20 protein-coding genes are annotated in these 18,615 nt (G+C 68.8%); 8 read left to right on the forward strand and 12 right to left on the reverse strand.

Annotation, left to right across the window (positions count from 1 at the left end):
* From NBG84_RS33955 to NBG84_RS33970, 4 genes are all read right to left on the reverse strand, one after another.
* On the reverse strand, positions 1-633 hold a 633-nt coding region (locus tag NBG84_RS33955), incomplete at its 3' end, for an ATP-binding protein (RefSeq protein ID WP_308312146.1).
* Between the two features lie 495 nt (positions 634-1,128).
* Entirely contained in the window at positions 1,129-1,359 is a 231-nt protein-coding gene (locus NBG84_RS33960) for a hypothetical protein (protein ID WP_250923528.1), read from the reverse strand.
* 280 nt (positions 1,360-1,639) lie between these two features.
* A complete protein-coding gene (locus NBG84_RS33965) occupies positions 1,640-1,945 on the reverse strand; it encodes a hypothetical protein (RefSeq protein WP_250923529.1) in 306 nt (101 codons plus the stop codon).
* A 106-nt stretch (positions 1,946-2,051) separates the two neighbouring features.
* The gene (locus NBG84_RS33970) at positions 2,052-2,231 is read right to left on the reverse strand and encodes a DUF4158 domain-containing protein (protein WP_250923530.1); all 180 of its coding nucleotides are present in this window, start codon (positions 2,229-2,231) and stop codon (positions 2,052-2,054) included.
* Between the two features lie 289 nt (positions 2,232-2,520).
* Here NBG84_RS33970 and NBG84_RS33975 point away from each other — a divergent pair, with 289 nt between their 5' ends.
* From NBG84_RS33975 to NBG84_RS33985, 3 genes are all read left to right on the forward strand, one after another.
* Positions 2,521-3,177: an ArsR/SmtB family transcription factor gene (locus NBG84_RS33975; RefSeq protein WP_250923531.1), complete on the forward strand. Its 657-nt coding sequence runs from the start codon at positions 2,521-2,523 to the stop codon at positions 3,175-3,177.
* Positions 3,174-3,911 carry an SRPBCC family protein gene (locus tag NBG84_RS33980; RefSeq protein WP_250923532.1) on the forward strand — a complete coding sequence of 246 codons (738 nt, stop codon included), beginning with the start codon at positions 3,174-3,176 and terminating at the stop codon, positions 3,909-3,911. The genes NBG84_RS33975 and NBG84_RS33980 overlap by 4 nt, the downstream gene beginning before the upstream one ends.
* Before the next feature lie 181 nt (positions 3,912-4,092).
* Positions 4,093-4,665 (forward strand): dihydrofolate reductase family protein, encoded by a 573-nt coding sequence (locus NBG84_RS33985; protein WP_250923533.1) that lies wholly within the window; start codon positions 4,093-4,095, stop codon positions 4,663-4,665.
* A 153-nt stretch (positions 4,666-4,818) separates the two neighbouring features.
* On the opposite strand, the gene NBG84_RS33990 is transcribed toward NBG84_RS33985, so the two are convergent.
* Positions 4,819-5,802 carry a helix-turn-helix transcriptional regulator gene (locus NBG84_RS33990; RefSeq protein ID WP_250923534.1) on the reverse strand — a complete coding sequence of 328 codons (984 nt, stop codon included), beginning with the start codon at positions 5,800-5,802 and terminating at the stop codon, positions 4,819-4,821.
* Positions 5,803-5,864: 62 nt separating this feature from the next.
* On the opposite strand from NBG84_RS33990, the gene NBG84_RS33995 reads away from it, so the two are divergent.
* The gene (locus NBG84_RS33995; RefSeq protein WP_250923535.1) at positions 5,865-6,449 is read left to right on the forward strand and encodes a DinB family protein; all 585 of its coding nucleotides are present in this window, start codon (positions 5,865-5,867) and stop codon (positions 6,447-6,449) included.
* On the forward strand, positions 6,446-6,856 hold the full coding sequence (locus tag NBG84_RS34000; protein WP_250923536.1) for a RidA family protein: 411 nt from the start codon (positions 6,446-6,448) through the stop codon (positions 6,854-6,856). The genes NBG84_RS33995 and NBG84_RS34000 overlap by 4 nt, the downstream gene beginning before the upstream one ends.
* A 46-nt stretch (positions 6,857-6,902) precedes the next feature.
* Here NBG84_RS34000 and NBG84_RS34005 read toward each other — a convergent pair whose 3' ends face one another.
* Positions 6,903-7,076 (reverse strand): hypothetical protein, encoded by a 174-nt coding sequence (locus NBG84_RS34005; RefSeq protein ID WP_250923537.1) that lies wholly within the window; start codon positions 7,074-7,076, stop codon positions 6,903-6,905.
* A 185-nt stretch (positions 7,077-7,261) separates the two neighbouring features.
* Complete coding sequence (locus NBG84_RS34010; protein WP_250923538.1) at positions 7,262-8,245, reverse strand: LuxR family transcriptional regulator; 984 nt, start codon at positions 8,243-8,245, stop codon at positions 7,262-7,264.
* A 213-nt stretch (positions 8,246-8,458) separates the two neighbouring features.
* Between NBG84_RS34010 and NBG84_RS34015 the strand changes: the two genes are divergently transcribed.
* Positions 8,459-9,871 carry an aminopeptidase P family protein gene (locus NBG84_RS34015; protein ID WP_250923539.1) on the forward strand — a complete coding sequence of 471 codons (1,413 nt, stop codon included), beginning with the start codon at positions 8,459-8,461 and terminating at the stop codon, positions 9,869-9,871.
* A gap of 383 nt (positions 9,872-10,254) precedes the next feature.
* Here the strand turns inward: NBG84_RS34015 and NBG84_RS34020 are convergent, their stop codons facing one another.
* The gene (locus tag NBG84_RS34020; RefSeq protein ID WP_250923540.1) at positions 10,255-10,569 is read right to left on the reverse strand and encodes a DUF2316 family protein; all 315 of its coding nucleotides are present in this window, start codon (positions 10,567-10,569) and stop codon (positions 10,255-10,257) included.
* Between the two features lie 402 nt (positions 10,570-10,971).
* On the opposite strand from NBG84_RS34020, the gene NBG84_RS34025 reads away from it, so the two are divergent.
* Entirely contained in the window at positions 10,972-11,379 is a 408-nt protein-coding gene (locus tag NBG84_RS34025) for a YciI family protein (RefSeq protein WP_250923541.1), read from the forward strand.
* An 8-nt stretch (positions 11,380-11,387) separates the two neighbouring features.
* Entirely contained in the window at positions 11,388-12,530 is a 1,143-nt protein-coding gene (locus tag NBG84_RS34030) for an RNA polymerase sigma factor (protein ID WP_250923573.1), read from the forward strand.
* A 767-nt stretch (positions 12,531-13,297) separates the two neighbouring features.
* On the opposite strand, the gene NBG84_RS34035 is transcribed toward NBG84_RS34030, so the two are convergent.
* The 4 genes from NBG84_RS34035 to NBG84_RS34050 form a co-directional block, all read right to left on the reverse strand.
* Complete coding sequence (locus NBG84_RS34035; protein WP_250923542.1) at positions 13,298-15,406, reverse strand: M4 family metallopeptidase; 2,109 nt, start codon at positions 15,404-15,406, stop codon at positions 13,298-13,300.
* Between the two features lie 972 nt (positions 15,407-16,378).
* On the reverse strand, positions 16,379-16,600 hold the full coding sequence (locus NBG84_RS34040; RefSeq protein ID WP_250923543.1) for a hypothetical protein: 222 nt from the start codon (positions 16,598-16,600) through the stop codon (positions 16,379-16,381).
* 47 nt (positions 16,601-16,647) lie between these two features.
* Positions 16,648-17,412 (reverse strand): DUF4240 domain-containing protein, encoded by a 765-nt coding sequence (locus NBG84_RS34045; RefSeq protein ID WP_250923544.1) that lies wholly within the window; start codon positions 17,410-17,412, stop codon positions 16,648-16,650.
* A gap of 531 nt (positions 17,413-17,943) precedes the next feature.
* Entirely contained in the window at positions 17,944-18,492 is a 549-nt protein-coding gene (locus NBG84_RS34050) for a tellurite resistance TerB family protein (protein WP_250923545.1), read from the reverse strand.
* Between the last annotated feature and the right edge of the window lie 123 nt (positions 18,493-18,615).

The raw sequence follows: 18,615 nt of genomic DNA on the forward strand, positions 1-18,615 counted from the left end.
ACGCGAGAGCGTCTCAAAGGAGTACTCGGTGGTCTCGAAGATGTCACTGTCAGCCCAGAACGTCAGTGAAGTACCGGTCTCGGAGGCCTCCTCGTGCTGCTTGATCGCGGCGGTCGGCACGCCCTTCTCGTACTCCTGGCTCCAACGGTGCCCGCCGTAGCGCACCTCCGCCTCCACCCGCGTCGACAGGGCGTTGACCACCGACATGCCCACGCCGTGCAGACCACCGGAGACGGCGTACCCACCGCCGCCGAACTTGCCGCCCGCGTGCAGGACGGTGAGGACGACCTCCAGGGCCGGCTTGCCCTCGGACGGCACGATGTCCACCGGGATGCCTCGACCGTTGTCGATCACACGAACGCCACCGTCGGCGAGGATCGTCACGTCGATGCGGTCCGCGTGCCCCGCGAGGGCCTCATCGACCGAGTTGTCGACGATCTCGTAGACCAGGTGGTGCAGACCGCGCTCACCGGTCGAGCCGATGTACATGCCAGGCCGCTTACGGACCGCCTCCAGGCCCTCCAGGACCTGGATCTGGCTGCCGGTGTAGGACGCGTCCCCCACGTTGCCCGCGTTGGGCGCGGATGCGGTGGCGTCTACCGAAGGGTCGGAGGGAATGCCGGGATCGGTCACAGGGGCGCTCTCTTTTCTGGCGCGACAAACCGCGCCCCCACCCAGTGGGGCGGGAGCGGCATGACGTCGAACGGAGGTCGGCGCAGGGCCCCGCCGACCGGCCAGGCCCTGTTCCGCAAGTTTCACCATGGAATCGAGAACTAGGTTTACCACACCCAGCGCAGGCATCGCAGACTCCACCACGAGCCCCCCTAAAGCCCCACAGGCGGCCGCGTGTTCATCCAATCAATCCCCCCTACACGTGACACATGAAAGCCCCTCAGGGCGCCACACAGGGCTTCCCCTGCCTGGTGTCACGATCCGCTGAAAAAGGGGACCCGGGAACGGCCTGGAATTGCTCCGTAGAGCCCGCGAAGCCGCCTAGGCAGACAGAGGACATCCACCTCAGGGTCATCTACTCAACGTCCGGGACGGAGGCGCCCACAGCGCATTGCCGCCGATTCCTGGGCCGCGGTGCGACGGGCGCCGAGCGGGTCGCGGTGGCGGTCAAGGCGTTCACCAGCCTGCGCAAGGCCGCGCGCAACTGGCCCGGTTGGCGAACAAGTGCCGCGCCCACCGCAGCGTCCCCTCGCTCTCGCCGTGCTTGCCGGTCACCGCGACCCGCTTGATCCACACGTTCGCCCCCAGCCCGAAAAGGACCAGCAACTGTCGGCGCCGCAGCACATCCTTCGACAGCAACTCTCGGGTGGCCACCGAGGTGGACTCAACGATGAAGTCCGTGCCCAACTCGGCGTACTCCGGGATGGCCAGCGGATCGATGCCGCCTGTCCCGAACTACCGGTCGGTCCCCGCCGGCTGAGCTGTCGGGCTCAGCCGTGGCGGTGGGTAGTTGGGCACGCACCTTGCGACCTTCAGCGCATCTTCCCGATCCCCCGTGCTCGCGCCTGCTCTCCGGTGCTCTCCGGGCGGATTCGTTCGGCCAGGCAGTTCCGGTGGGAGATGATGGTGTGGCTTCCTGGACCGTCGTTGCTCCGCGAGTCCAGGACGAGGGCGTCTCCACCCGGGCTCAACGTGATCGTTCGCCACAGAAGTCGCAGCGCCAGGCCAGCGACTCCAGGTCGTCAGGTCGGATGCTGAGCCGCACCGATACCGGCGGACGCCAACGATGGATCTGCTCGATCACCGCATCGATCTGCGAACCGATGGGTGGGAAGAGCGCGAGTAGTTCGTCATAACTACTCGTGGTCCGGGAGAACTGCTGAATCATGTCGATGGAGGCCGACAGACCCGCGTTCTCGAAACCTACGATCTGAACGACCGCTCCCCATGGGTGATGGCTCAGGATCTTGGCCTGAACCCTCTGGCCAGGCATAAGCGCCAGACTCGCTGTCTCGAACCTCTCCATGAACCGCTTCCCCATCCCTTGACCCAGCAGGCCGCGCCCCGCGGCACTCGTGCGTGTCATTCGCCCGGAACCCCTACGCCTCCCGGATCTCCTTGCGGTGCCGCCTGACCCGGTCACCCTGCCAGCCGTAGTCCATCCACGCCCCGGCGGGAACCCTGACCCGCTGAGCCATGTACTCCACCGCCGCCGCGGGCGTCTCCCGGGCAGACTCCGGGAACCGGGCATCCGCCTCAAGAAACCTGGGCAGGAGCACAAACCCCAATCAGGTCGCCCGTGGATTGCTCCAGGCCACCTGGCCTCAGCCATACCCACGCACAGGGGCCAGGTACGGCGAGGTGGACCAGCCACCACCGGAAGCGGTCGGGCGAGGCCACTGAGCGCGGGCGAGTACCCGGCCTTGCGTAGTGCATACGAGTGGCCGGCGGTCAGTGTCATTCCCGATGCCTCTCACCCCGTGGCCGGACGAACGGCGGAACAGCGGTGGAGCATCCGACAATAAATTCTGTCTTGACAAAATTTATTGTCGGTTGGATTCTGGAACGGTGCTGGACGTCGCTGTGATCGAAGAACCCGCCGCGGCCGAGGCCTCACTGGACCCGATACGGTCCCGAATCCTCGCCGCCCTCGCCGAGCCCGGCTCGGCCGCCATGCTGGCCGTCCGTCTGGGGTTGCCCCGGCAGAAGGTCAACTACCACGTCAAGGAGTTGGCACGGCACGGACTTGTTGAGCTCGCCGAGGAACGCCGCAAGGGCAACGTCACTGAGCGGGTGTACCGCGCCACCGCCGCCTCCTACGTGATCTCCCCCAACGCGCTGGCCGCCGTCAGACCGGACCCTTCCCGCTCTCCCGACCAGCTCTCCGCCCGCTGGTTGTTGGCGCTCGGGTCCCGGCTGGTGCAGGAGGTCGGCACCCTGCTGACCGGCGGCGCCCGCGCCAGGCGGCGCATCGCCACCTTCGGTATCGACGCCGAGGTCCGGTTCGCATCCGCGGCCGACCGGACGGCCTTCGCCGACGAGCTGGCCCTGGCAGTGGCGACCCTGGTGGGCCGCTATCACGACGACGCAGCCCCGGGCGGCAGGAGTCACCGCGTGATCGTCGGGCTCCACCAGACCCCCGCGTCGCAGCCTGGCCCCGCAGGGAGTGAGGCCGACCAGCAGCAGGAGACCGGACCCGAAGCAGGACAGGACGACGCACCATGACGCACCCGTTCGAGATCGAGTTGGAGACGACCCTCCCGGCAGGCCCGGAACAGGTCTGGGAAGCGATTGCGACAGGACCGGGGATCGACTCCTGGTTCATGGGCCGCAATGAGGTGGAGGCGCGCGAGGGCGGCATCACCGCCATGACCACGGGCGGTCACCGGGAGGAGGGAGTGATCACCGCCTACGAGCCCGGCAAACGCCTCGCCACCCGCACCGCCGAGGGTGCGGACGGTCGGTTCATGGCCTTCGAGTATCTGATCGAGGGACGTGACGGCGGCAGCACCGTGCTCCGCGTCGTCCACAGCGGTCTGCTCGGCGACGACTGGCAGGATGAGTACGATGCGCTGCGCCGCGGCTGGCCCTTCCACCTCCACACTCTCCGCGAATACCTGACGCACTTTCCCGGACGCGTCGGTGTTCCCGTCTTCGCCCTGGCGCCGTCCGGCGGACGATCAGGGCACGAGGTGCGGGCGGCACTGGCCAGAGGGCTGTCGCTGCCGAGCTCGACCCCGGTGGGCGCCCGGGCGCACGCGGAGTTGGCCGGCCTGTCCCCATGGGAGGGCGAAGTGGTCTGGTCCGATGACGAGCGCCTGGGGCTCCGCGCCAGCGAGGGGATCTACACCTTCCATCACGGCTCCGGTATGGCGTTGATGTTCCATCACCTGTTCGGGCCGGACATCGGTGGAGCCGAGGCTGCCTGGCAACGGTGGCTGACCGGACTCCTCAGCTGACCTGCGCGGACAGCCCGGAACACCCGCCCGCTCGAACCCGGGCCGTCTCCCCCCTCACCACCGCAGAACCTGCCTCCTATGGCTCTCCGGGATGAATCAGCACCAGGCCTCTGCAACCTCGAACACCGCCGAATCGGCACCAAGCAATCGCGAATCAGACACCAGACACCAAGGAAGTCTCATGCGTACCCTGATCAGCACCGCCTTCATCTCCCTCGACGGCGTAGTGGAGGGCCCCGGCGGCGAACCCGGCTACCGAAACTCCGGATGGACCTTCAAGGACATCGAGTTCGTCCCCGAGGCGTTCGAAATCAAGGGGCGGGAACAGCAGGAATCCACCGCGATCCTGATGGGTCGGGTCAGCTACGAGGCGTTCAGCCCCGTGTGGCCGGACATGGAGGAGTTCGCCGACTACAAGACCATGCCGAAGTACGTCCTCTCCACCACCCTCACCGAAGACGACCTGGTCGCGAACTGGGGCGAGACCACGATCCTGCGCTCGCTCGATGAGGTCGCGGCCCTCAAGGAGGGCGAGGGAGGCCCCATCATCATCCACGGCAGCGCCTCCCTGAACCGCGCCCTCTCCGACGCAGGTCTGATCGACCGCTATCACCTGCTCGTCTTCCCGCTGCTCCTCGGCGCGGGCAAGCGCCTGTTCAGCGCCACGGACAAGGACACCCAGAAGCTGAAGCTGGTCGAGCACGCGACATACGCCAACGGCCTGCAGAAGAACGTCTTCGACGTCGTCCGCTGACCAGGCTCCGGTGGCGCGCCCTGCCGTCGCCTCCTCGTGCGCAAAGCCGACCGTCCGGTCCCGGTTGGGCGCTGAGACCAGCGGAAGACGTCAGGGCCGCACCCGGTGAATGATCGACTTACCGCGTTCGGAAGGCGATGAGCCGGTTGGGATTCACGGCGCCGGTGGGATCGACGCACCGGCGGCGAGCAGTCTCCGCGCCAGCGCGCGGCAGCGGCTCCCGAGCTCCGGAGGGCCGAGCACCTCGAAGTCGTGCCCCAGCAGGAGTACGTGCATGAGCACGAAGTCGAGGCTGGCGGCACCGCTGAGCACCTCGCAGAGCTCGCTCCCCCGGTGTCTCACGACGGCCGCCGATGCCGGAATCTGCGCACGCACCGTGTCGGCCGACGCATGGACGAGGAAACGGGCCTGGTGCGGGTAGACCCGGCTCGCCACGCCCTCCTGCACATATGTCGCAGCGTCGGGCACCGCGCGCGGGCGAAAGCGCCACGCCCGTGCGGACACCTCGGTCATCCGGTCGACGCGGAAGGTGCGCCAGTCGTCGCGGTCGAGGTCATAGGCGAGGAGGTACCAGCGCCGGTCGGAGGCGACCAGGCGGTAGGGCTCGACCCGGCGCCGCCGCACCGCGTCCCCAGCCGGATAGTCGAAGCCGGACTCGACCTCGTCGCGGCAGGCTCGGGCCAGCGTCATCAGCACCTCCGGGTCGACCGGTGTGCGCCCACCGCCGAAGGACTCGACCGAGCCGGAGAGCGCGCGCACCTCGTGACGCAACCGGCTGGGCAACACCTGATCGAGCTTGGTCAGCGCGCGGAGCGCCGCGTCGCCGGCCCCGACGATCGCGCCACCCGCGCCGGCGAGCAGCGAGACCGCGGTGGCGATTGCCTCCTCGTCATCGAGAAGCAGCGGCGGCAGGTTCTGCCCCGGGCCGAGCCGGTAGCCACCGCCGACGCCCTGGCCGGCATGCACCGGATAGCCGAGCGCGCGCAGCCGTTCGACATCTCGGCGTACCGTGCGCGAGGTGACCCCGAGCCTGTCGGCGAGCTCGGGGCCGGTCCAGACCCGGCGCTGCTGTAGCAGCCCGAGCAGGGTGAGCACCCGCTCCGCCGTACCCCGTTCATCGCCCTTGGCCGCGTCCATGGCGCCCACCCTGTCAGAGATGGCGGACCGCACCTGTCCGCTATCGATGTCACGGTGGCTCCATGGACGGCAACGAACTCGATGGGAACAGGACCCTGCGCGAGCAGTGGGAGTTCCACTGGAACCATCAGCTCCGGGCCCGGCTTGATGGGCTCACCGACGACGAGTACTTCTGGGCGCCGGTTCCTGACGCCTGGAGCGTGCGGCCGCGCGGCGGCTCGACAACGCCCCCGCGGTTCGGCGCTGGGGACTTCACGATCGACTACGACTCCCCTCAGCCGGTCCCCGCGGCCTTCACCACGATCGCCTGGCGGCTTGGTCATGTCATCGTCGGTGTGCTCGCCGCGCGCAATGCGGCGCACTTCGGCGCGCCGGCGGCGTCATACGAGACCTGGGAGTACGCCGGCAGTGCGACCGCTGCGCTCGACCAGTTGAAGACCCAGCTCGACGTCTGGCTGGCTGGGGTGCGCGGACTCGGTGACGCCGGGCTCCGGGTCCCGGTCGGTGAGAAGGAGCCCTTCCCCGAACTGCTCATGGCGGATCTGGTGCTGCACGTCCACCGCGAGTTGATCCACCACCTGTCCGAGGTCTGCCTGCTGCGCGACCTCTACCTGCACGCTCCGGCGCCTCTCGGGAGGACCCCATGACCACGAAGACGACCCACCTCGACCCGGAAGGGCTCTACTACAACCCCGCCTTCACCCAGGGGGTGATCGCACCCGCCGCCCGGACGGTCCAGGTCGGCGGCCAGTTCGGCACCGACGGCACCGGAAGCCTGCTCGACGGTGTTGAGGCGCAGACCATTCAGGCGATGCGCAACGTGCTGACCGTGCTCGCTGCCGCGGGCACCGGTCCCGAGCATGTCACCAAACTCACCATCTACCTCGTCGACGGGGTCGACGCACAGGCGGGATACGCGGCGTCGCGATCGGTGTGGGGCGATCACCGCACGGCCGTCACGGTGGTTTACACCTCAGGGCACGCTCGCCCGGGCGCGCTCGTGCAGATCGACGCGGTAGCGATCATTCCCGAAGCGGAGGAACCCATGGACTGAGGCGGCGACGGCGCGCATCGCCGCACGGCGGAGGGCAGCGCCGGTGTCACGGGGCCGTGCCCGGCCGCTGTCGTGCGGCTACCTCACCATCGTCCGTGTCGGCACCCGGCTTGTGGGCGAGCCGGTCGCCCGGGTGGAGACTCACCGTGCGGCGGACGCCACCGCAGCCTCGCTCTGCGCCCGCGTCCGCCAGCTGTGTGCACCACGGAATCGCCGTCATCTGCTCCCCCTCCGGCCGAGCAGGGCCAGGCGTCTACTCGCCGAGGGAAGGCGTTTCTCACGAACGGACCCGCCAGCATCACGGGTCACAGCGTCCCTGCGGGATCTCGGCGTCCCGGTGACCAGCGGGCCTTCGCCCAGGTGGAAGGCCTCCGCACCCGCCCTCGTCCTTGCGCGCTGGGGATGTCACAACCATCCGTTCCGTTGTGCCTGCAAGGCCATCTGAAAGCGGTTCGCGGCGCCCAGCTGGGCCATCAGGATCTGTAGGCGCCGGAACAGGGTGCGCCGACTGACTCCCATCTCGCGGGCGATGACATCATCACTCGCGCCGCCCGCGAGGAGCCAGAGCAGACGGCGGTCGGCGGGTGGCAGACCGCCGGGGCGGGTGGTGCGCCCTTGGAACGGCAGGGCGTTCTGCCAGGACTGCTCGAACAACGCGATGAGTGCGGAGAGCAGCCCGCACGGCTGCACGACCAGCATGGTGTTGTGCACGTCGGCTTCTTTGATCGACAAGGAGACGAGCGCGTAGGCGTCATCGATGATGACGAGTTTGACGGGTACCGATGGCAGTACCCTGGCCTGCTCACCGGCCTTGACACACGGTTCGATCACCTCCCTCAGATGGCCTGGATGCTCCAGCGACTCCCGGGAGTACACGACCCGCTGTGTCACACCGCGGGCGAGGGTGGCGAGCGCGTCATCCGTGGCTCCGGGCAGGGGAAAGTACGGTGGCGACTCAAACTGCCGGATCTGATCGCGGGCGCTCGCCCAGGCCTGACGAATCCGGGGGCCGATGGTGTCGCCGGTGACGACCTCGACAAGATCGTCGTTGTACGCGGCGAGCCGCTGCCGCCGAAACGACTCAAAAGCACCCCCGACGGCGATGCGCGACTCCTCGACCTCGGCCGCGCGGTGGCGGGCGAGGATCTCCAGGCCGGCGGTGGGCGGAACCGGGGCAACCATGTCCCCGCCGTCCTCGGCGGGGCTGGCCAGACCGGCGTCGACCAGTGCGCCGTACGCCGTGGCGAGTTCCGCACCGTTCACACCGGCCGCGGCCGCGATCGTGCTCAGCGGGGCGGGGGCCAGTTCGAGAAGGGTCAGATAGACCTGGGCCGCCGTGTGGTCGAGTCCTAGCAGCCGGAGGGCCTCGCTGAGTTTCCCGTTCGTCATACGCCTCATTATCGGCGGCGCCGACGCCGGGCTATGGCCGATCAGTGCCAGTGGCACTCCTGGGCGCCGAGCGGGCGCGGTGCGGGGTACCGTCCGAAGACCGCCGTCGACCGGCGGCGGCGAGGGAACCGAGGTACACCGGCGAGAAGCCGGTCCTGCGTGGCTCGCCCTGTCCCTCGTCGGTGAGGAACCCACCCAGAGAAGGTGTACGACGTGTCAAAGGGCCGAAAGAACGGTCTCTACTCAGGGATCTCCGAGGAGCTGTCCGCTCTGATGCGCACGGGGTGGGCGGACACCGAGCGGCACGACCTGGGCATTGATGAGCAGGCTCCGTACGCGGCCCGGCGCCGCGCCGCGCTCTCAGCGCGCTTTCCGGGTGAACGCCTCGTGGTTCCCTCCGGAAACCTCAAGGTCCGATCGAACGACGACAGCTACCCGTTCCGGCCGTACACGGGCTATGTGCACATGACGGGAGACCAGGCCCGGGACGGCGCCCTGGTCCTCGAACCCCGTGCGGACGGCGGCCATGACGCCTACTGCTACCAGCTGCCGCGGGACAGCAGGAACGACAACGAGTTCTGGACCGGTCCCACGGCCGAACTGTGGATGGGACGGCGCCACTCCCTCGCCGAGTCGGAGCTCGTGCTCGGTCTGCCCTGCCGGGACGTCCGCACGGCCGCCGCCGACCTGGCCGCCGCCCCCGATGCGCCGACCAGGATCGTACGCGGCGTCGACCCCTCCCTGGAGGCGGCCGTCGCCACGGACGAGGAGCGCGACGCCGAACTGGAAGAGGCCCTCAGCGATCTCCGCCTCGTCAAGGACGACTGGGAGATCGCGGAGCTCCGCAAGGCGGTGGACTCCACCGTGCGCGGATTCACCGATGTGGTCGGTGAGCTCTCGGTGGCAATCGCGTCGTCCGAGCGGTGGATCGAGGGCACCTTCTTCCGCCGCGCGCGCCTTGAGGGCAACTCCGTCGGCTACGGCTCGATCTGCGCCGCGGGTGAGCACGCCACGATCATGCACTGGACGGACAACGACGGCCCGGTGCGCTCCGGAGACCTGCTCCTGCTCGACGCCGGCGTGGAGACGCGCACCCTCTACACCGCCGACGTCACCCGCACGCTTCCGATCAGCGGAACCTTCACACCCCTGCAGCGCAAGGTGTACGACGCGGTGTACGAGGCCCAGGAAGCAGGCATGGCCGCCGTCAAGCCCGGCGCCGCGTACCGGGACTTCCACGAAGCGTCCCAGCGCCACCTGGCGGCCCGACTGGTCGAGTGGGGCTTCATCGAAGGCCCGGCCGAGCGCGCGTACGAACTCAGTCTCCAGCGGCGCTTCACCATGGCCGGCACCGGTCATATGCTCGGTCTGGACGTCCATGACTGTGCACAGGCCCGGAACGAGGAGTACGTCGACGGCGTACTGGAGCCGGGCATGGTCCTCACCGTCGAGCCCGGCCTGTACTTCCAGCCGGACGATCTCACCGTGCCCGAGGAGTGGCGCGGCATCGGCGTCCGGATCGAGGACGATCTGGTCGTGACCGTCGACGGTCATCAGAATCTGTCGGCTGGCCTGCCACGGTCTGCGGACGATGTCGAGGCGTGGATGGCCCGCTTCGCGGGTTGAGCACGTCACCAGGGACCCGGTGTTGGAGCCCCTGGTCCGGAAGGGTGCCGGTCGGCCCCCCTTCCGGACCGGGGGCTCCGATCTGCCCGGCCAGCCGGTGATCCAGTGCCGTCTGCTGTTCGGCCGTATCGAAAACCTGGCGTGCCCCGACCCGCCCCCGCATGGCCAGTCCCGGAGACCGCATGCCCGCCTGCCCGCCTGACCGCCCACTCGCCCGTCGGTGGTCCACTGCCTTGAACACCTGAGCAGGAGTGAGAACACTCGGCTGGCGTCGCCGATCCGGCCCCGCCCCACTGACACCTGCTCTGAGTCCCCCGCAGGCTCTACCGTCCAGGGATCAACGGTCGGGAACACCGGCTCCGGAGGGTGAAAGGGAGCGAGGGTCAGGACGTTGTGGACTTGTGCCGCGGGGCTTCGCGCAGTGAGAACCACATCCGGGCCAGCAGGCGGGAGCGTTTGGTCAGCACCGTGTAGGCGGTGGGCTGGTGCCCGGCGTCGCGCGCGGCTTGTTCGAGGTAGTCGCGCAGTTGCCACACATCGACCGGATCGGCCGCTGGGTCGGCCTGGAGTGTGGAGTGCAACCGGTGAGGCGTGAAGTGGAGATCCGTCGCGACTTCACGCGATGTCAAGCCGGACAGGGCGAGGTTACTCTTCAACTCCTCACTGGTCTGGTGCCGTTCCGCGGGGTTCAGCGTCATGAGCTCGCTCGTTTCCGTGATCTCGCGGCGGCGCTGGACGGGCTCCGACCCGCCGGTGCCCCGCTGGGAAGACCCCCTGCGGACCGGGACCACAAGTCCCGACCCGACCGGCAACGTTACTGGTGCCCGGCTCGGTCTCGCCTCACTTACCGGGATGGCACAACACACGGTTCGGCCCATGGGACCGTCATTCCGCTGCCTGGCCGCTGCTGATCTTGGAAGGCCCCCATCCATATCGCCCCTGCGCCACGGCGTGGCCCCGAACACCGCGAGACGTGTCACCCAGGTCCATCCGCGAGAGCCGAAGAAGATATGGCCGGCGATGTCGAGAACCCGTGGCTGGCTTCGTCCCAGGAGTGAACGCGGCCAAGATGGGTCGCACCAGTAACGAGGAGAAGAACGATGGCCAAGTACCTGCTGCTCAAGCACTATCGCGGCGCCCCGGCCGCGGTCAACGACGTGCCCATGGACCAGTGGACGCCTCAGGAGATCTCGGCGCATGTGCAGTACATGCAGGACTTCGCGGCCCGCCTTGAGGGAACCGGGGAGTTCGTCGACGGTCAGGCGCTCGCCCCCGAGGGGACGTACGTCCGATACGACGGCGAGGGTCGCCCGCCGGTCACCGACGGCCCCTTCGCCGAGACCAAGGACCTCATCGCCGGCTGGATGGTGATCGACGTCGACAGCTACGAGCGCGCCATCGAACTGGCCGGGGAACTGTCAGCCGCCCCCGGGGCGGGCGGGAAGCCCATCCACGAGTGGCTGGAGGTACGCCCGTTCCTGGCCGCGCCGCCCACCATCACGGAGTGAGCTCCGAGATGAACGAGGCCCTCCTGCGGAGCCTCACGCCGAGTGTGCTCGGGATCCTCGTCCGCCGTGGAGCTGGCTTCGCGGCGGCCGAGGACGCCGTGCAGGACGCTCTGGTCGAGGCCGTCCGCGTCTGGCCGGCCGCGGAACCGCGGGACCCGAAGGGCTGGCTGGTGACCGTGGCCTGGCGCAAGTTCCTCGACGTGGCCCGGGCGGACGCTGCCCGCCGCCGCCGTGAGGACCTCGTCGACGAGGAACCGGCGCCCGAGGCGGCACACGCGGCCGACGACACCCTCCAGCTCTACTTCCTGTGCGCCCACCCATCGCTGACGCCGTCGTCCGCGGTCGCGCTCACGTTGCGCGCCGTCGGAGGTCTGACCACCCGCCAGATCGCCCAGGCCTACCTGGTGCCCGAGGCGACCATGGCGCAGCGCATCAGCCGGGCCAAACGCACCGTCTCCGGAGTGCGGTTCGACCAGCCCGGCGACGTCGCCACCGTGCTACGCGTCCTCTACCTGGTCTTCAACGAGGGCTATTCCGGCGAGGTCGACGTCGCCGCCGAGGCCATTCGACTCACCCGGCAGCTCTCGGCCGCGTTCGACCACCCCGAAGTGGCCGGGCTGCTCGCCCTCATGCTGCTCCACCATGCCCGGCGCGCGGCCCGGACCGCACCCGACGGCAGCCTGGTGCCGCTCGCCGAGCAGGACCGCGGTCGGTGGGACACCGAGTTGATCGCCGAGGGCGTCGAGATCCTCCAGGCGGCCCTCGCCCGTGACCGGCTGGGCGAATTCCAGGCGCAGGCCGCCATCGCGGCACTCCACGCTGACGCGCCCACCGCGGAGGAGACCGACTGGGTGCAGATCGTCGAGTGGTACGACGAGCTCGCGCACCTCACCGACAGCCCGGTTGTCCGGCTCAACCGCGCGGTGGCCGTCGGCGAGGCCGACGGACCGCGTGCCGGCCTGGCGGCGCTCATGGTGCTTGACGACTCGCTGCCCCGCTACGCCGCGGTGTCGGCGTACCTCCACGAGCGCGACGGCGATCCGGCGACGGCGGCACGGTTGTACGCCGAGGCAGCCCAGCAGGCCCCCAACCTCGCCGAGCGCGACCATCTGACGCGCCAGGCGGCCCGGCTCAACGCCCGCAGGCGCTGAGAGGTGCGGCTGCTGGTTCGACCGGCACCACCCGTGCATCCGGCTCCGACCGGTCCCGACCTGGCCGGAGGATCGCCGTTCACCGCCGTAGGTGTTGGCGATCATTCGCGCCCATCGGGCGAAGTCGACGTCAGTGACGGGACGCAGGAGATAGGGATCGGTCACCGTGACTGTCCAACGGAGATCAACCCTCGACGCGATCGAGTTTTCCGGCGGCCACCGATCGTACTGCTCGGAACGATCACGCGGCACCCGGTCCGTGGTCGTCGACCGCGGCGATCCACTGCCACGGACGCTGGATCGGACGGTCGGTCCGGGCGCCGCGGAAGGGGACATCGCGTTCGTCGCGCGTAGGCCGGTTCCTCACGCGGCAACCGACGAGGTCATCGAGCGGATACCCCAGGTGCCGTGCGGCCCGCCGCTCTGTCGGCGGTCATATGCGGCGGGCGGTGGTCTTGTTGGTCGTAGCCCAAAGGCGTACGCGCCGACGGGGGCGGGCATCTCCAGAACTCGCTGGCCGAACCGCTGCGGTGCGGGTGATGGCCGTGCGGACGCCGGGGTCTTTGAGCCGACCGGAGAGACAGCGAGGTGGCGAACCCGCGCACGATCCGGCCATGTTCGGGCTCGGCGGCGAGGGCGAGCTGGCCGTTGAGCCGGGTCTCGAACCGGCGGGGCGTCTTGACGATCGCCGGGCGAACACCGTAGGCCACGAGGGCCGGGGCCGTCCGCCGCTCGCGGACAGCCCCGGACGGTTGCTGAGCGGGACGTCAGAAGGAGAGTTTCCAGCTGTGGATGGAGGAGAGCCCCCAGCTGTCATCGGACTGCGCTCTGAGGTTCCAGGTGCCGTTCGCGGTCTCCGCGGAGGCGTCCACGGCGAGGGTGGCGGTGTAGCCGCCGCCTTCGTACCAGTTGCCGTTCGCGAGGGGGTAGACGGTGCCGTCCGGTGCCACCAATTCCAGGAGGGGGGTGGTGTCATTGAGAATGGAGAGGTCGACAAGGAGGATGGTGGGGGCGTTGCCGTTGACCCCGGTGACGGTGATCGGTGAGGAGACCTTCGCTCCAGGGCTGCCGTCCGGAAGGGGGCCCGGGATCGGGACGCTGGAGGTGTTCTCGAAGACCGGGCCGGACGGCCTCGGGGCGCCACCGGGGCGGGTGCCGACGTTGACGGCGCCCCAGGCGTGCATCACATTCCGATAGGTGGCCGAGGTGGCGCCGTAGAGGTCGGCCGCCGCCGAGAGGGTGGCGGCGCGGGCTCCGGCGTAGTCCGTGGTGGAGGTCATATAGACGGTGAGCGCCCGGTACCAGATCTTCGCTGCCGCGTTCCGTCCGATGCGGGTGACGGGCAGACCGTCATGGGTGCGGCTGTTGTAGGAGACTCCGTTGACGGTCTTGGTGCCGCTGCCCTCGGAGGCCAGATAGAACCAGTGGTTGGCCGGGCCGGCGCCGTAGCGCTTGTTGCCGCTCGAAGCGATACGGGGGTGCCAGTAGTCCGCGTAGGCGCCGGTCCTGGAGGGCTGGTCCATAGGGCGCGTGAAGTCACGCTCCCTGCCGGTGTAGGTCTTCTCACGGATCAGGTAGTCGCCGACGTCATGGGCGTTGTCGGCGCTGAACTCCACCGCGGCGGCGAAGATATCGCTGTTCGCCTCAGCCAGTGGGCCGGCCTCACCGTAGTAGGAGAACTTGGCGGTGGCGGCGCTGAGGCCGCGTACCATCTCGTGCGCCGTGGCCTCGACGCCGGTGTCCGGATTGGTCCCGCCATCGCCATAGGTCACACAGAAGCAGGTGTCCCGCCAGAAGGAGTTGAAACGGTCGTTGACGCTCCAGTGGACACGGGATGAACCGCCGTCACCGTCGTTGCGGATGCCATAGCGGTTGTGCTCATCCACGAAGTAGTCCCAGGTGACCTGGGCTCCGTACGCGGCGTCCACGGCGTCGGTCTGTCTGTTCGCGGAGGTGCCGTCGCCCCAGATGTTGTCGGTGTCGGAGACGAGTTTGCCTATGACCTCCTGATATGAGTTGCCGAGGTCATAGGTTCGGTGGCTTCCACGAGCGGTGTCGGTCAGGTTGTAGTTGGAGCCGAACTTGTAGACTCCGAGGTTGACCTCGCCGCTGTGCCGGCTGTGGCCGATGCCGCTGTCTCTGCGCAGGGCGTCATGGCGCGGGAGTTGGGCGCCGGCCTTGGCGTCGGCGGGCCGGCTCTGACCGGTGCCGCTGCTCTGCACGGCCTCGCGCCGGTGGAGTTCGGCGCCGGTGGTGGCATCGGTGACGATGTGCAGTTCGCTGGGGGTGCCATCGGGCTGGATGCCGTTGACCACGGATTCCCAGGCGAGGACCGGGCGACCGGAGACAGCCCAGACCACCGCACGCGGGGCCCGAGCGAGTTTGGTGCTGGTGCTTCCCTCTTCCTTGGCCCGGGTCAGGGAGAGGGCCTTGGCCGATGCGGCGCTGCGGGCGGGGGTGGTGCTGGGGACGGAGATCCGGGCCGTGGTGGCCCTGGTCACGCTCTTCATGGCGCCGGTCGCGGTGGTGTGGACGATCAGGTCGCCGCCGAGGACGGGCAGCCCGCCGTAGGTGCGCTCGTACCGGGTGTGCACGGTGCCGTCCGCGTCCGTGAGCACGCTGCGCGGCACCAGACGCTCCTTGCCGCCAAGACCGAGCGCGGCAGCGGTCCTGGCACGGCTGACGGTGGCGTCAGCGAGCAGGGCCGCTTGCTGCGCGGGGCTGAGTTTCGCGGGCAGGGCGCCCGCCCGGACCGGCGCGGCCGGTGGAGTTGTTGCCGTGGGCGCGGCGCCCGCGGCAGGGGATGGCAGGGCCACGGTGAAGAGCGCGGCGGAGGCGAGGAACGCGGTCGAGACCTTGAGGGATAACCGTCTCAAGTGGACTCCTTCTGCGGGCGGCCGTACGTTGCGGCCGGTACGGGTGGCCCGTCCGGCAGGCCGTGCCGGACGGCAGAGCTGTGCTGTGCGGATGACGAGGCGCATCGGGATGGCGGGAGGGGTGGACGCCCCTGGGCCGGGCAGTGCGGGACCTCAGCTGTATGTATGTGAGGTAGGGCGCCTGACAACAATGTGAAGCGTGACACCAGAGATACAGATAGGACAGGAGTGATTCAGGAGTTGGCCCGAACTCATCGGCGGGCCGAGATCGGCTCACAGAAACCGTGAACGGTCCCTACGGTGAGGAGTTCCACGCCGTCCTGGTCCGGGTTGACAGAGCGCGGCCAGTTCGGGCAGGTCAGGCACCCGATGGGCATGACCCATACGTACCGACGACCTGTACAACAACACGTGGCGGAAGGGGGCGGCGGACGCCTGCGGGCACGCGGTATCGGCGTGATTCGGATTTCTCTGTGACGCCTTGGAGAGCGTGAGCCCGATGGGTGCTAGGGGCGTGATGGGGATCGGGCGCCAGATGGGGCCGTCCCGACTCGTCGCAGGCGGCAGGCGGCAGGGCCGCCGCGCTCCCCCGGGCCGGCTTCATCGTCGAGGCTCACCAGACTCTCGCCTCGGCCGAAAACACGCTCGGGGGAATCCTTACTCGCGCGCCGCCAGCCCGATACGCCCCAGGCCCCCATCTGGTGAGTCGACGGAGGCACGGCAGAGGACCGTGTCAACCGCCCGGGACCCTGCTAGGCGAAGCCCCCTGTCCCATGCGCCCGTTGGTCTCCAAGGTGGCTATGGGTCCGCGCGCGGCGATACGGCGGCCACCGCACGGAGATCCCGTGGAGCCGACGCAAGCGTCCGCAGGCCGAGGGGCGTCGTGGTCCCGTCCAGAAGTAGTTGGTCGAGCCAACTCCTGGCGTGGAGGCCAACTCCTGGCGTGGAGTGAAGGCGCATCATGGCGTCGTATCAGCCAGCCCGTGTCGGGTGCCCAGGGATGGCGCTGTAGCCGAGTCGCCCAGCGAATGCCGGTGAAACGCCACGGCCGATGGGATGGATCAGGTACTCGGTCTCGCCTCCTCGTACCTCAAGGGGTGGCCGGGACCATGCCGAGGCGCGGTGGGCGGAGTCGCTGACGATGATCGTGGCGAAGTCCGCGATGGCCTTCGCGGTGGCGGGTTGATGATCCAACCACGTGACACCCAGGAGTCAGGGGTCATGGCCTCTTGCCCCGGAGATCATTCAACCTTCCTCCCTCCCATGGGCAGTTCGGGTAGATCGCCCAGGTCAAGGGCCTCCCTGACCGCCGACAAGCAGGTGCGGACGTCTTCACGAGCTCGTTGGTCCGCCGCACTGGCCCGCCCCGGAGGGCATAGGGAGCGTAGGCGCTCTCCGTCCAGATTGATCTGGGCGACTATCTGTCGCCTTTTGCGCCGGACGTGTTCGGGCACCAACCCGAGAGGCGAGGCCACGACGTTCATCACCACATGGAGCTGGGGGCTGTCCGCCTTCGCCCACCATTTCTTCCAGTCCAAGGACACCGCCATGGACTCGTTGAGTGCCCCGATGGTGCTCTGGTACGAGAATGGCAGACCGCAGTCAAAGGCCAGGGAGAGTGTCAGCCAGCCATCCTGTCCGGCCTCCGCTCTGGCCCCCGGGTGGGGCGCGAGCATCTCCAGTGCATCGTCAGCGGCGGTCAGTAGGAGCAGTGCTTCGGTGTCCTCGTGGGTGGGGATGCCCGCGGGATTGACCAACGCCGCGTCGAAGGAGGCTTTTCCGGCCGCGACGACGCCGCAGGCTCTGGTGTCGGTGAGTGGGGTTCCCCCGAGTTCTTCGGCGTATGAACTCTGGATCTGCGCGATGTGTGCCCTGACCAGCTCACCGAAGGCGGCGACGTCTTCTTCGTCCTCTTCGGCGAGGAGTTCGGTGAGGTGATGCACTGTTTCCTCATCGGCTTCACCATCCAGTTCGCCCATCAATTGCCAGAACTGGTCCTGGTGCACCGCTGACTCCCCGTTGTCGCTCTTCCGTGTGCGCAGTGTCGCAGAAGCGGCGGGCCCCATGATGTCCGGGCTCCCGCCCCTGGATGTCCGCGTCCCCAGCCGCTGAGGAACTGCCAGGACAACCGGCGTCACGGCCCCTTGGAGCGACCGGTCTTGGGGGTTGGGGCCGCACCGGGGGCGCGCGGAGCTGATCTGGCCCTGGGTTCGCGGGCACCCTGGCGGGAACGGGCGACGGTGCTACCGCTCGCACTCGGCATCGGGATCGATCCGCCCCGCAGGCCGCGCGGACTGCACGTCGCGATGAGCATGCTTTCTCGGGGCCGTCCGCTCCCCCGTACCCCGGGCAACGGCCGCATCCTCCCCTGGACCAGGACACGATGACCGCGGACCAGTCCTGCCAAGGATCTACCTATCGTTCCTGCCAAGGACTACCTCCCGTGAAGCAGGCCTGGCCCCGGCAGCGATGACGCTGCCCGGGGCCAGGCCTTGCGTTGCTCGCGGAAGCCCCAGGTGATGATGCCTAGAACCTGATCAGAGGCCGAACTCCTGCGGGGACACGCCGAGCGCCATGCACGCTTCCCGCAGGACCTGGGCCTCAGCCGGGGCGATGTACCCGTCCGCTCCAGCGACGACGAAGCCGGTCTGCACGACGGCCTTGGCCTCCACCGGCTTCTTCGCCGCCTTGGCGATCTCCTGCATGGCCTCGGTCTTGCCCTGCTGGAAGTTGAACATCAGCTGGTCGACGTGCTTGTTGAACCGCTGCCGTAGCTGCTCGGGCGGGAAGTTCTGCAGGACGTCGTTCTGCAGGATCAGCGACTCCACATGCTGCCGCTCGGCCGGGTCGACCGTCCCGTCAGCGGCCGCGACCAAGGCACACATGGCCATGCTGGCGTCCCGGTAGGAGCCGCTCTTGAGCTCCGTCTTGAGGGAGCCGAGCTGAGACTTGAGCAGGCCTACCAGCTGAGCCTTCGATCCCCCGCCGGCCCCTGCTCCCGGCCGGCTCTGACCGCCGGAGCTCCGTGCTCCCTGCGACTGCTGCAAGCCCTTGGCCTGGTCCTTGATCCGGTCCCACATTGCCATCCGTGCCACCTCAGCTACCCGATTGCCCGTCCGCGCGCGTTCCGCGCGCGTCCTTGTGGCAACGCTTGCCCGCCCCTCGAAGTTCCATGTACATCGCGGACGGCGGGACCACCTCGGCCCTGC

This window comes from Streptomyces albipurpureus (assembly GCF_023701525.1).
Lineage (GTDB): Bacteria > Actinomycetota > Actinomycetes > Streptomycetales > Streptomycetaceae > Streptomyces > Streptomyces albipurpureus.